The organism is Alcaligenes sp. SORT26 (assembly GCF_017377875.1).
GTDB classification, from domain to species: domain Bacteria; phylum Pseudomonadota; class Gammaproteobacteria; order Burkholderiales; family Burkholderiaceae_B; genus Alcaligenes; species Alcaligenes parafaecalis.
On sequence record NZ_CP070975.1, the window covers coordinates 1,343,146 to 1,356,360 of the forward strand.

The window sequence follows — 13,215 nt, forward strand, 5'->3', positions numbered from 1 at the left end:
AGCCCCAACACCCCAACCAACTCAAACTCAGACGATTGAGCAAAAAATAGAGCCTAGTGGCAGCACAATAACATCATCAATAAACCCGCAATAATCACCACTTAGAAAAATCATATTTTTCACTTAAATCCCTAAAGCTCTGCTATTTTTATTCTTATAGAAAAACCGAACCCTAAAAATAAGAAACCCATGAAAATCATCAACAGTTATTTCGGCCACTCCTTGATCGAAACCCTAGAGAATGAACTTCAAACCGACCTTGGCGACCGATTTGACGTAGGCGTAGGATACGCACAGAATCTAACAAAAGACATGTTTCAACGATTCTGCACGGCCCTTGAGTCATGGCTGGAAGGCGACCAACAACGTAAATTTCGTCTCTTTATTGGGGACCATAGACACCAATATGACAAGAAGGACCAACAAAAAGCTAAAGTTAACGCCTGCACACTCCTGCCAGGCGAACTAAGCAATTTCGGAAGAGCCATTGAGGAGAGAATGGAGGTGATTTTCCTAGAAAGGCTCCATGCAAAATTCTATTGCATGTGGTCACATAAAGAGGATATCGCCAACCTTAGCTGGGCAATCATTGGCAGCAGCAATTTAACAGATGCAGCATTAGAAGAAAAAAATGTGGAAATGGATATCCATTTTGAATCCAGTGACCCACAAATACCTTCCATCCAAAAAGCGCTATACGACATTCTCAATTTCATTGAGTCAGACGGCAACTCAGATGGCGATCTTCACAACATAATTAACGAAAAGACAAAAAAAAGTCGCTGGGAGAACAGTAAACTTAGAGAAACTGAGGAATGGGAGGCCGAGGACCAAGCAATCCAATTAGCTGAAGAACTCCAAGAGGCGGAAGACAGCGCAAGGCGAGAGTCCGACAAAAGGCTAGGGATCAGTGATTCAGCGTAACACCCTCGAAAATAACACACCAAGCTCTACCTAATACGCACTCCAACCTGCCAAATAACACGAAATCAAGACACCCTCCCCATTCTCCGAGCAATACACAAGAATGCCTGTGCAGCCGGGGACAGACGATCGAAATTTAAGGCTGCCAGAGCAATCTCTCGAGGTCGACGCGGTTGTAAGCTGCGATAAACCACCCCTTCTGGCGGCGACGGCAAAGCCAGCCTGCCCGCAATCGTCACGGCCACTCCTTGGGCCACAAAACCCAGCATGGAGGACAACTGCTCAAAACGAAACAGGGTCTTGGGGATAGCACCCGCCGCCGCCAAAAACTGATCCACATGCGGCCCGGAACCCGCCGCCGTACGGATAAACGGCAGGCCATGAAAATCGCTGGCAGACACGCCGCTACAAACCGCCAAACGATGCCCTGCAGGCAAGACGGCCACCAGCTCATCCTCGGCCACAGGCAGAACATCAAAACGCTCATCAGGCAAGATGACAAAGCCCAATTCAACGCGTCGTTCCAACAGCCACTGCGCCACCTCGCTGTCTACACCCTCATCAATCTGCACTTCCACCTCGGGATGCGTCTGCCTGTAGCAGGCCAGCAAATGCGGCAGCACATGCAAGGACGAGGAAGCCCCAAAGGAAGCGATCCGCAAGGTGCCACGGGCAATACCCTGCTCGTAGCAGGCCTCCTGATGCAAGGCTTCTTTCTGCTGAAGGATGTCGTTGGCACGCAGCAGCAATTTGACTCCCACCTCCGTCAGCTCCACTGCCGTCGGACCGCGAGAAAACAGGCAAACACCCAGATCCGCCTCTAGCTGCTTGAGCGCATGGCTGACCGCACTTTGCGTAATCCCTAAAGCACTAGCCGCCCGAGAAAAGCTGCCGATTCTAGCCAGCATGGAAAAAATTTCAAGTTGGGTGAAGGTCATGAGCGTTTACTCATTCGACTATGAAGCAATAAAAGTAAATAGTACCCCTGCTGAAATCTCTCCCATAGTGAATTTAATGAAATCTCCCAACTACTCCGTACACCTGAGCATGATTGGCATGTCCGCCCTGTGGGGCGCTTCCTGGCCCTGGGGCCGGGTGGTCGCTCAAGCCATGCCACCCCTGGCAGCCGCCAGCCTGCGCTTTCTGATTGCCAGCGTGGTACTGCTGCTTTGGATGGGCTTGAGTGGTCGCCTGAAAACCCTGCGCACGCTTGATTCCAGAGAGTGGCTAGGCCTGCTCAATGCCTCTGCCTTTGGGGTGTTTGGCTATTCAATCTTCTTTCTTCTGGCACTGAAGCTGGTCCCCGCAGGCAAGGCAGCCATGGTTGTTGCGCTGAATCCGGTCTTGATCCTGATTCTGGCCTCTTTGCTGTTTCGCGAGCCCGTCAATAAAAAGATGGGCCTGGGCGTAGTGATGGCCGTTTCGGGCGCTCTGTACGCGCTAAGCGCAGGTTCTATCAGCAGTTTGATGCCCGGCCAAAATGGGATAGGCGAATGGTTACTACTGGGCTGTGCCCTGTGCTGGGTCAGCTATACCTTGATTGGCCGCACTGTGCTGACAACCGTAGATTCCCTGACCGCCACCAGCATGACCACACTGATAGGCGCAGTCCTCCTGTCCATCAGCAGCCTGAGCATTGAGGGCATCTCTGCCTGGAGCGGCCTGGCTCATGTTCCCACCCAAGCTTGGTACAGCATATTTGGTCTGGCCTTAGGTTCTACAGCCCTGGCCTTTGCCTGGTATATGCACGGCGTGAAGAGCCTGGGTGCCACATCCGCAGGCGCTTATCTGGCTCTGGTGCCGTTATTTGGTGTTTTGTTTTCCAGCCTGTGGCTTAACGAAGCTCTGAGCCCATCCTTGATAAGCGGCGGTTTGCTGGCGATTAGCGGGATGGTCTTGATGAGCTGGGGACGGCAAACACTGAATGCCAAAGACGGCACCCCCGCGAAAAAATCGGGGCTACAGCTTGGCCAGTGCGACCAAGCAAAGCAGCTCAGATAAAAAACGGCCCGCTTGAAGACGGGCCGTTAAGATCTAGTGAACTCTTCAAGCAAGACTATTCGCCCAAGGAAGCCAGAGACGCCAAAAAGCGTTCGTCCGCCTTGCTAAGCTCACCACGCTGACGAGCCTGCTCGATCAGCTCGGGCCGACGCAAGGCAGTCAAACGCAGGGATTGCTCGCGTCGCCATGCCTGGATACGGCCATGATGGCCGGACATCAGGACTTCGGGCACAGCTTGATCGCGGTAAACCTCGGGACGCGTGTAATGAGGACTATCCAGCAAGCCGCTATTGTCAGCATGAAAGGAGTCCTGACGCGCTGAGTCGGCATCATTCAATACACCCGGCAAGAGCCGAATGACGCTATCGATAATGGCCAAAGAAGCGATTTCACCACCAGACAGCACAAAATCACCCAAAGACAGTTCCTGGGTAATACGCGCATCAATAAAACGCTGATCTATGCCTTCGTAGCGACCACAAACCAGAACCGCGCCGGGGCCTTGGGCCAATTCCTGCGCGACTGACTGATCAAAACGACGCCCTGTAGGGCTAAGCAAAATCACCTCAGGGCGATCACCACGATCAGCCAGGGCCTGATCCAAGGCGTCATTCAAAGGGTCAGCCAGCATGACCATGCCGGGACCACCGCCATAGGGGCGATCATCAACTGTGCGATGCACATCTGTGGTGTAGTCGCGCGGATTCCAGGTGCGCATCTGCCAGATGCCCTGTTTGTGCGCACGGCCGGTGACACCAGCTTCGCTGACCACATCAAACATGTCCGGGAACAGGGTCAGGGCATCAAATCGCATGAGGACTCGGCAAGAAAAAAGCGGATACGCTACAAAAAAACACAGGCCCAGTCAGGCCTCGGTGTTTCCAGCGCGCAGGATTGAAACGATCAAACAGCCCAATGGCTATGCAGTTCGCGGGCGGACATATCCACCGTATGCACAATAGCTTGCACAAAGGGGACCAGCTCTTCCAGCGGCTTGCCCTGCTCGTCTTTTTCAGGCGTAAAGACACCTTCGGCATCCCAGGAGCCACGATGCACGACCAAAATGGAATGGGCACTGTTATCCAGCACTTCCACCACTTGCCCCATGCTTTGCGCCTGGCCATCCTGCTCGCCAAAGAAACGGCAGCCGATCAGATCGACCCAATAAAATTCGTCTTCGTCCGCTTTGGGGAAAGCGGCGCGGGATACCCAAACGGTATGCCCCTTGAGAGCCTGAGCCAGCTCTCGATTATCCAGACCCTCAAACTGCGCCACGATGGTTGCACCATGCTGCTTTGCGGTTTGTATCTGTCTGGGTGATGCAGACGCAAAAACGCCCGCCTGAGATTCAGGCCGGGGCGTTTTTAACCACCACGTTTTTGCATTCAATAGCGCTTTGGTCTGCATAGAATGCGGCTGGATCTTGACCCAACCACGCACACCATAAGCGGAAACAATACGACCAAGCTCAACAAGGTCAGCAGGAATCGCAGTTTGTTTCACACTAAACGCTACTAAAAAAACAGGTGAATCAACTTAGGCAGCCGAAGCAACCTTAGCCGAGTATTCTTTCAACAGGCGAGCCACAGCAGGCGAAACCTGAGCACCGTTGTCGGTGAAGTGCTTTACGCGATCCATTTGCAGACGCAGGTTTTCATGACCTTCGCCAGCAACTGGGTTGTAAAAACCCAAACGTTCGATGAAGCGACCATCACGGCGTTCACGCGCCTCGGCGGCTACTACGTTGTAAAAAGGACGCTTTTTGGAGCCACCACGGGCCAAGCGAATTACCACCATTGATAATCCCTTTATTGTGTAAGGTAAACGGTAAACAAAAAATTCTAGCACTTTTCTGGCATGCATGCCAAAAGCAACACGCAAAAATACCAGATTCAGTGCTAGATACGCAACATACAAAGCAACATTCTACCGCCGACGGCTTAGCGACGGCGTAAAAAATGCAGTGTTTTTTCGGCTTGCTGGTCTTGAGCCAACAGTTCGTTGCCAGTTTGGCGACAAAAAGCCTGAAAATCTTGAATGGCGTGCTGATCGGTGGTGATGACCTGCAACACTTGCCCGGACTCCAACTGTGCCAAGGCTTTCTTGGCGCGCAAGATGGGCAAGGGGCATTTCAGCCCGCTGGCATCAACCTGCAGATCGCTGCTGGGCAAGGCGCCGGTATCCTGTACCGTCATTACGCGCCCAACTTGCTTTCGACCCAGGCCTGCACCGAGGCATTAGCCTGTGGCAAGACACTGGCATCGGTGCCACCACCCATGGCCATGTCAGGGCGACCACCGCCCTTCCCGCCCATTTGCGAGGCCACGAAGCCCACCAGATCGCCTGCCTTGACCTTGGCGGTCAGATCGGGCGTTACGCCCGCCACGAGGCTGACTTTACCGTCAGCAACGATGGACAGCAGAATCACAGCAGACTGCAGCTTGTTCTTCAACTGATCCGCCATTTCACGCAAGGCTTTGGCTTCTACGCCTTGAAGCGTAGCCACCAGCAAGCGGCTGTTGTCGTTCAAAGGCACAGCCTGAGCCAGCAGATCCTGGCCTGCCGAAGCAGCCAGCTTGGATTGCATTTGTTCGCGCTCGCGCTCCAGATCCTTGATCTGACCTTGCAAGGCACTGATACGGGCAACCAGACCTTCTGGCTGGGTACGCAGGCTGGCAGAGGCATCGTTCAGCAGACGTTCCTGGGCTTGCACCCAGTGCAGGCTATTGGTGCCGGTGATGGCCTCAACACGGCGCACGCCAGCGGCTACACCGCCTTCCGAGACAATCTTGAACAAACCGATATCGCCCGTGCGTTGAACGTGGGTACCACCGCACAGCTCACGCGAGAAACCAATATCCAGTACGCGCACTTCGTCGCCGTACTTTTCACCGAACAAAGCCATGGCACCACCGCTGACGGCCTCATCAAAGGACATCAACTGGGCTTGCACAGCCTGGTTAGCCAGGACCTGATCATTCACAATGGCCTCGACCTGAGCAATTTGCTCGGCCGACATGGCAGCATCATGTGCAAAGTCAAAACGGGTTTTTTCAGCGTCTACCAGGGAGCCACGTTGTTGAACGTGACCGCCCAGCACCTGACGCAGCGCTTTGTGCATCAAGTGAGTAGCCGAGTGATTACGAATCACGCGTGCACGACGTTCGGTATCCACCTGAGCTTGCAGCGTCTGGCCAACACTCAACGTGCCAGCGTTCAGTACGCCCTGGTGACCGAACACCTGATTGGAAATCTTCTGGGTGTCCTGAACGTCAAAAGACAGGCCATTATCGCCGCTCAAGGTACCGGCATCGCCCACTTGGCCACCGGACTCGGCGTAGAAAGGCGTGGCATCCAGAACCACCACAGCTTGCTGACCTTGGGTCACGGATTGCACAGAGGTGCCGTCCACATACAAGGCGGTAACGGTGCCGCTACCTTCCAGCGTGGTGTAACCATCAAAGCGGGTTTGCACACCGGAATAGCTCAGGCCTTCAGCCGTTTTGAACTTGCCCGACGCACGCGCCATCTGACGCTGGTTTTCCATGGCGACTTCAAAACCGTCCAGATCGACCTCAATGCCACGCTCGCGGCAGATGTCGGCGGTCAGGTCCACAGGGAAACCGTAAGTGTCGTACAAGGTGAACAGTGTTTGGCCATCCAGCTTGCTGCCCTCTGGCAAGGCAGCCAAAGCCCCTTCAAGAATGCGCATGCCATTTTCCAGCGTTTCGCTGAAACGCTCTTCTTCCTGGCGCAGTACTTGTTCGATACGTTCGCGTTGAGCAATCAACTCGGGGTAGGCTTCGCCCATCGCCTGACCCAGATCCTGCACCAAGCGGTAGAAGAACAAACCCTTCTGACCCAGCTTGTGACCGTGACGCAAGGCGCGACGAATAATGCGGCGCAGCACATAGCCACGGCCTTCATTGCTGGGGATGACCCCATCAATGATCAGGAAGCTGCAAGCACGGATGTGGTCAGCAATCACCTTGAGCGAGTTATTGCTCAGGTCGCTGGTCTTGGTTTCACGTGCGGCGGCCTGAATCAGGGATTGGAACAGGTCGATTTCGTAGTTGGAGTGCACATGCTGCAGCACAGCCGAAATACGCTCCAAGCCCATGCCGGTGTCCACACAAGGCTTGGGCAACGGTGTCATGGTGCCGTCAGCAGAACGCTCGAACTGCATGAACACCAGATTCCATACTTCGATGTAACGGTCGCCGTCTTCTTCGGGCGATCCGGGAGGGCCACCCCAGACATCAGCGCCGTGGTCGTAGAAGATTTCCGAGCAAGGACCACAGGGACCGGTATCGGCCATCTGCCAGAAGTTGTCCGAGTTGTAGCGCACGTCGCCCTTGTCGCCAATGCGGATGATGCGCTCTTTGGGCACACCAATTTCCGAGGCCCAGATATCGTAGGCTTCATCGTCTTCCTGGTAGACGGTGACCCAGAGTTTTTCTGCAGGCAGTTGGTAAACCGTCGTCAGCAGCTCCCAGGCATAGCGAATGGCGTCTTGCTTGAAGTAATCGCCAAAGCTGAAGTTGCCCAGCATTTCAAAAAAGGTGTGGTGGCGGGCGGTGTAGCCCACGTTTTCCAGGTCATTGTGTTTACCACCGGCACGAACACAGCGCTGAGAGCTGGTAGCACGGTTGTAGGGGCGGGTTTCTTTACCCGTGAACACGTCTTTGAACTGCACCATCCCTGCGTTAGTGAACAGCAAGGTAGGGTCATTACCTGGAACCAAGGAAGCCGAGGAAACGATGTGGTGTCCCTTGGATTCAAAAAAAGAAAGAAACTTCTGACGAATTTCTGAGGTTTTCATTACATGCAACGCGATGGAAAATTTAACTGCCTATTATAAGACGATCAGCCTTGCAGCCCATGCGCGCGCTGCGCTGGCACAACACCTGCCGCCCCGGCATAGCAGTGAGAAGCCCGGACGCCACACTCCCTGTACGAGCGGCTGCGTAAGCGTCAAATAGTACTGTTTTCAGCGAGCAGAAACAACAATTCCGACCCCGGAGAGTCGGAACGTGAGACTACTCTGCCCGGAATCGGGAGGTCGCCATGACAGGCCAGAGAGCGCTAACCCTGGCCTGGGGCCGATCAGGCCTTGGGCTGGTAGGGATGATGCTCGGCCCAGTGGCGAGCAATATCTACACGACGACATACCCAGACGCGTTCGTGCGATTGCACGTAATCCAGGAAACGCTGCAGCGCACGGAAGCGGCCAGGACGGCCGATCAGGCGGCAATGCAAACCGATGGATAGCATCTTGGGCGCTTCTTCACCCTCTTCGTACAACACGTCAAACGCGTCTTTCAGGTAAGAGAAGAAATGATCGCCTGTGTTGAAGCCCTGAGGAGCGGCAAAGCGCATGTCGTTGCTGTCCAGGGTGTAGGGCACGATCAACTGAGGTTTGACGCTGTTGTCGCTCATCGGGACTTCGGCCCAGAAAGGCAGATCGTCACCGTAGTAGTCGGAGCTGTACAGGAACTGGCCTTCTTCTGCCACAAGACGCAGGGTGTTCGGGCTGTCACGGCCGGTGTACCAGCCTTCGGGGTGGTGGCCCAGCAAGTCCGTCAGCACTTTCACGCACTGACGCATATGCTCGCGCTCTACCTCTTCGGACACGTTCTGGTAGTGAATCCAGCGGTAACCGTGGCAGGCAATCTCGTGCCCCAGACGCACAAATTCTTGTGCCAGCTCGGGGTGACGCTCCAGCGCCATGCCCACACCAAACACGGTCATGGGCAAGCTGCGTTTTTCAAATTCCTTCAGAATCCGCCACACACCGGCACGCGAGCCGTATTCGTAAATGGATTCCATGGACAGGTGACGGTCCGGGTAAGCCGCCGCACCAATGATTTCGGACAGAAACTGCTCGGAGCCCGGATCACCGTGCAAAACGCAGTTCTCACCGCCCTCTTCATAGTTCAAGACAAACTGCACCGCAATGCGCGCCCGATCAGGCCATTGTGCATGGGGCGCGTTTTTACCGTAACCGATCAGGTCACGAGGGTACTTACTCAAGGACATACCGTCTCCGTTTAGCGTTTTACGCTGAGTGCCAGCCAAGGATCGGCAGCACTGCCATCACCCGCTTCGCTCATGCGATGTTCACAATCACTTAAGTGATGATGCATAGCCAGATGCGCACCGTCGGCATCGCCCTGACTAAGCTTGTCCAAAATCTCTTTGTGCTCGTAGAACGAGCAGGCCTGTTCGCCCGGTGTGTCGTGATAGGCAATGATGAGCGTGGTGCGCGCACACAAGGTATGCATCAGTTCAGTCAGCTCGTCATTGCCGGCGCAGCGCGCCAGCATCACGTGAAACGCATTGGACAGACGCAACCAGCTAATGCGGTCGCCGTGTTCAAAGGCGTGTTGTTCACGCTCCACCAGTTCATACAAGCCAGCCAGGCGCTCCGGCAAATCAGGAAAGCTGATCAGTTTTTTCAGGATCAAGGCTTCCAGATCACGCCGCAGTTCAAACACATCACGTGTTTGCTTGGCGGTGGGCTTCCAGATGAAGGCGCCGCGATTGGGTTCAATGACCACAATCTTGTCGTGTTCGAGGGCAGCCAAAGCAGCACGTACGGTGGCACGTGAGCACTCAAAAATCGTGCACAGCGTGGCTTCCGTCAGTTTGGTTCCTGGCAAAAGACGCCGATCGACCACTGCATCAAAGATCTGGCTATATACACGCCCGACCTCACTATCTGCCAAGCCTCCCTCTAGCAGCGAGGAGGCGCTTGGCGCTTGGGATTCGCTCGTCGTCCCCTCTTGCCGCCGTATCTGAAGCATAGAATTTCTCGTTATTGACTATTGACAATTATTCGGTACCCCGACAAAATCGTCAACATAAATTGTCGACAATCTGATTCCTCAAACAGAGCGACAGTTTCGGGGCCTCAACCCAGCGCACTGATCCTTGCACCGTTGGCCCCCGGCCGGTTCTCAAAACTGGGCTCGCTGGACCTTTTTTGATCACCATAAACCGGAGACATTTATGGGAAAGCTATCAACCCACGTCCTTGACACGACTCAAGGCCGCCCAGCCAGCGGCGTGCGCGTCGATCTGTACACCATCGAAAACGATCAACGCACTCTGATCAAAACCACTCACACCAATAGCGACGGTCGCTGTGATGAGCCCCTGCTGCAAGGCGAGGCCATGCGCACGGGCGTTTTTGAATTGGTGTTCCATGCAGGTGCTTACTTTGCCGCCAGCGGTGTCGCCGTACCCGAGCCACGTTTTGTGGATCAGGTCGGCATTCGCTTCGGCATTGCTGATGCCAACGCCAACTATCACGTTCCCCTGGTCGTGACGCCCTGGTCCTGGTCCACCTATCGCGGTAGCTGATCGCGTATCCAAGTCGACTTTTCGCTTCTATACGAAACCACTCTGATACGAGATCTTTATGTACGCTTACCTACTTGAGTACGGCAACCTGCTGCTGCGCTGGTTGCACGTCATCGCGGCGGTCGCCTGGATTGGCGAGTCCATCTACTTTGTGATGCTGGACAACGGCCTTAAACCCCCGAAAGGCGAAGAAAGCAAGAAACGCGGTGTGTTTGGCGAGATGTGGGCTGTCCACGGCGGCGGCTTCTATCACAATCAAAAGTACCTGACCAACCCGGCCGAGCTGCCTGATGACCTGCACTGGTCTTTCTGGAAGTCCTACACCACCTGGCTGTCCGGTTTCTTCCTGTTCGCCCTGCTCTACCTGACCAAACCCGAGTTCTACCTGGTCAACCCCAATAGCCCCTGGGAATGGGCTGCCCAAATGACTGGCACACAAGCCAACGTCATGGCCATTGCCTTCCTGGCACTGGGCTGGGTGGTTTACAACGGCCTGTGCCGTCTGATCAGCCCCAACATGAACCGCGACGGCCTGCTGAGTGTGGCTGTGGCCATCATGATGGTGGTGGTGGCATACCTGAGCGCCCACATTTTCTCGGGCCGTGCTGCCTTCTTGCTGACCGGTGCTGTCATGGCCACCAGCATGTCGGCCAACGTGTTCTTCTGGATCATTCCCGGCCAGCGCCGCATGGTCAAGGCACTGAAAGCCGGTCAGGCGCCCAACCCTCTGGATGGCAAACGCGGCAAACAGCGTTCGGTACACAATACCTACTTCACGCTGCCCGTTCTGCTGCTGATGCTGAGCAACCACTACTCGTTCACGTATAACAATCCGAATGCGTGGATCATCATGGTGCTGTTCATCTTTGCCGGTGCCCTGATCCGTCAATACTTCGTGCTGATGCACGCTGGCATCAAAAAGCCTGCCTACCCCGCCGCCGGTGTTGTCCTGCTGCTGATCGTGGGTTACCTGGCTGCTCCTGCCAGCCTGAAAGGTGAAGTTGCCAGTGCTCCTGCAGCCGCTAACGGCGCAGAAACCGTCAGCGTTGCCCGTATCCAGGAAATCATGGATGCCCGATGTGTTCAGTGTCACGCCGTCAAGCCTAACGCCGACTTTGGCTTTACGGCTGCCCCTGCTGGCATGTTGCTCGACACCATCGACAACACCGTGCTGCATGCCGACCAGGTAAAAACCGTGGTGCATTCCATGTACATGCCCCTGGGCAACATGACGCAAATGACCGACGAAGAGCGCGCAGCCATTGCCGCCTGGAGTGGCAAGCGCGACTAATGCAGAACAAGGCTCAAGCCTGACGAGCGACAAGCTCCGTAGTAACTTCCAACCCCGATATGATGAAAAATCATGTCGGGGTTTTTTCTTGCTTCGGGCCTGCGGGCTTGCTGCATGCGTAGGCATGCCCCCTCCCCCTATAAAGGCAAACAGAGTTTGATCGCTTGGGCGTGTTGAGGTGGCGCGTCCATTTCAAGCTCAATACAACGACTACTCAGCGACAACAAACGTATGTTTTGATCCCGCTCTCTCCCAATAGGCCAGCGTTGTCCTTGCTGAAATACAAGCAGACGCTGTTCATGCTGAACTTCAGCCAACAGTTGCGTATCTCGCCCATAAATCGCCTTCAGCCTTGGCACGTTCACGAGCTTTGGTGTTGGGCTCTGAATAGCATCGCGATGATGGCTCTCGCCCTCTGCCGGTCTGCTACAAGACGACATATTCTGACGAGCCTGCTCGGCTTCCAGCAGCAACATCTCCCTGACTATCGACACCATGGCTTCCGTCGCCCCAGCCGGTGTACTAAACGTCAACATCAGACCAAACAGAATGCTCAAAAGTCTGCATGTGATCCGCCAAATCCTGGTCGGCCAAGTCCCGATCCGCAGATTCATAAACATAGCCTTCCAGCTCCACGATAAAAGCGCTGCCCAGCAGCGAGGGATATGACTGCGGATTCAAAGACAAGCTCAAACGCTCCCATTGCAGATCAGGGAGCTGTGCCGCTAGCAAATACACCGAGCGCAATGGCGATTGACTGAGCCAGGAGCGCCGCCACACACCTGCCCCTGTTTGTGCGCTCTCATCAGCAGACTCGACCCACTGGGCAGGAGCCAATGACAAGCGCATGAAAGCAGGCTGCAGGGCTGCCAGCTCGGTATGCAAACGTGAAGATGCCGCAACTAGCAGCCGCTCCTGATCTGGACTTGCCAAGGAATGAGGATTCAATGCCTGATACCTCCGCCGGATACGCAACTCAGCCTGCCCTAGTCCGGTGAACTCCAGCTCATTCGGCTCTCGAGTCTGGCTATGCATGGCTACGCTAAAACTGTGCACATTCTCAAACCCATAGTGCGCCTGACAGTCCCACAAGGCAGTCTGACGACGACAATCCACCTGCTGCAATTGCCAGTCCACTCCCTGAGCAGGGAGCTCCTCAATCAGGCCCAGCACAGCCTGGATACTCGTCAAACCGGACTCCTCTTCCTGGGCTGGGCTTGGCTCCCAATCAGACACGTTCGTAACTAAACGCCCCCGCAGATCAGCAGACAACACGCCCGCGAGCGTAGCCATCACCAGCAAAGGCAGCACCACCAGACGAAGCGGACTCTTTTCACGCCACCTCACGCGTCTGACAGGCTGGTGTTGCATACGGCTCTGTGGCCCTCTGCTCTGCTCCAGACAAACCCACAAATCATCAGGCTGTCGCAGCTCACGGATGGAGGGGTAACGAGCCTGTATAGCCTGCCGCAAGGTCTGCACCTGTCCGACCTGAGCCAGGAGACAATCGCTACCCTCCATCACCCGGCCATGCTCCAGCACCAGAAACCACAAACGGCCAGGAGCCACCGTCCATAAAAGAAAAATGGCCTCTTGCGGGTGATGGGCAGCCATACAAGCAGCCGCGGAATAGG

14 protein-coding genes are annotated in these 13,215 nt (G+C 55.1%); 4 read left to right on the top strand and 10 right to left on the bottom strand.

What is annotated here, in order from left to right; all coding sequences use genetic code 11:
• Window positions 1-189 precede the first annotated feature (189 nt).
• Window positions 190-924: a phospholipase D-like domain-containing protein gene (locus tag JYG33_RS06245; RefSeq protein WP_207875138.1), complete on the top strand. Its 735-nt coding sequence runs from the start codon at window positions 190-192 to the stop codon at window positions 922-924.
• Window positions 925-989: 65 nt separating this feature from the next.
• Here the strand turns inward: JYG33_RS06245 and JYG33_RS06250 are convergent, their stop codons facing one another.
• Window positions 990-1,862 (bottom strand): LysR family transcriptional regulator, encoded by an 873-nt coding sequence (locus JYG33_RS06250; protein WP_207875139.1) that lies wholly within the window; start codon window positions 1,860-1,862, stop codon window positions 990-992.
• 76 nt (window positions 1,863-1,938) lie between these two features.
• Between JYG33_RS06250 and JYG33_RS06255 the strand changes: the two genes are divergently transcribed.
• A complete protein-coding gene (locus tag JYG33_RS06255) occupies window positions 1,939-2,925 on the top strand; it encodes a DMT family transporter (protein ID WP_243430287.1) in 987 nt (328 codons plus the stop codon).
• A 55-nt stretch (window positions 2,926-2,980) separates the two neighbouring features.
• Here JYG33_RS06255 and trmD read toward each other — a convergent pair whose 3' ends face one another.
• From trmD to JYG33_RS06290, 7 genes are all read right to left on the bottom strand, one after another.
• Window positions 2,981-3,739: a tRNA (guanosine(37)-N1)-methyltransferase TrmD gene (trmD, locus tag JYG33_RS06260; protein WP_207875140.1), complete on the bottom strand. Its 759-nt coding sequence runs from the start codon at window positions 3,737-3,739 to the stop codon at window positions 2,981-2,983.
• Between the two features lie 89 nt (window positions 3,740-3,828).
• Window positions 3,829-4,428 carry a ribosome maturation factor RimM gene (rimM, locus tag JYG33_RS06265; RefSeq protein ID WP_207875141.1) on the bottom strand — a complete coding sequence of 200 codons (600 nt, stop codon included), beginning with the start codon at window positions 4,426-4,428 and terminating at the stop codon, window positions 3,829-3,831.
• 33 nt (window positions 4,429-4,461) lie between these two features.
• Window positions 4,462-4,722 carry a 30S ribosomal protein S16 gene (gene rpsP, locus JYG33_RS06270; RefSeq protein ID WP_189390859.1) on the bottom strand — a complete coding sequence of 87 codons (261 nt, stop codon included), beginning with the start codon at window positions 4,720-4,722 and terminating at the stop codon, window positions 4,462-4,464.
• Window positions 4,723-4,865: 143 nt separating this feature from the next.
• On the bottom strand, window positions 4,866-5,120 hold the full coding sequence (locus tag JYG33_RS06275) for a sulfurtransferase TusA family protein (protein WP_207875142.1): 255 nt from the start codon (window positions 5,118-5,120) through the stop codon (window positions 4,866-4,868).
• Window positions 5,120-7,747 (bottom strand): alanine--tRNA ligase, encoded by a 2,628-nt coding sequence (gene alaS / locus JYG33_RS06280; protein WP_207875143.1) that lies wholly within the window; start codon window positions 7,745-7,747, stop codon window positions 5,120-5,122. The genes JYG33_RS06275 and alaS overlap by 1 nt, the downstream gene beginning before the upstream one ends.
• A 284-nt stretch (window positions 7,748-8,031) precedes the next feature.
• Window positions 8,032-8,964: an allantoinase PuuE gene (puuE, locus tag JYG33_RS06285; protein WP_207875144.1), complete on the bottom strand. Its 933-nt coding sequence runs from the start codon at window positions 8,962-8,964 to the stop codon at window positions 8,032-8,034.
• 11 nt (window positions 8,965-8,975) lie between these two features.
• A complete protein-coding gene (locus tag JYG33_RS06290) occupies window positions 8,976-9,731 on the bottom strand; it encodes a GntR family transcriptional regulator (protein ID WP_207875145.1) in 756 nt (251 codons plus the stop codon).
• A 205-nt stretch (window positions 9,732-9,936) separates the two neighbouring features.
• On the opposite strand from JYG33_RS06290, the gene uraH reads away from it, so the two are divergent.
• Window positions 9,937-10,290 (top strand): hydroxyisourate hydrolase, encoded by a 354-nt coding sequence (gene uraH, locus JYG33_RS06295; protein WP_207875146.1) that lies wholly within the window; start codon window positions 9,937-9,939, stop codon window positions 10,288-10,290.
• Window positions 10,291-10,348: 58 nt separating this feature from the next.
• Window positions 10,349-11,581 carry a urate hydroxylase PuuD gene (locus JYG33_RS06300; protein WP_207875147.1) on the top strand — a complete coding sequence of 411 codons (1,233 nt, stop codon included), beginning with the start codon at window positions 10,349-10,351 and terminating at the stop codon, window positions 11,579-11,581.
• Between the two features lie 137 nt (window positions 11,582-11,718).
• Here the strand turns inward: JYG33_RS06300 and JYG33_RS06305 are convergent, their stop codons facing one another.
• Together JYG33_RS06305 and JYG33_RS06310 are read right to left on the bottom strand one after the other, a co-directional pair.
• On the bottom strand, window positions 11,719-12,138 hold the full coding sequence (locus tag JYG33_RS06305; RefSeq protein ID WP_207875148.1) for a hypothetical protein: 420 nt from the start codon (window positions 12,136-12,138) through the stop codon (window positions 11,719-11,721).
• The gene (locus tag JYG33_RS06310; RefSeq protein WP_207875149.1) at window positions 12,104-13,195 is read right to left on the bottom strand and encodes a hypothetical protein; all 1,092 of its coding nucleotides are present in this window, start codon (window positions 13,193-13,195) and stop codon (window positions 12,104-12,106) included. The genes JYG33_RS06305 and JYG33_RS06310 overlap by 35 nt, the downstream gene beginning before the upstream one ends.
• Window positions 13,196-13,215: the final 20 nt, after the last annotated feature.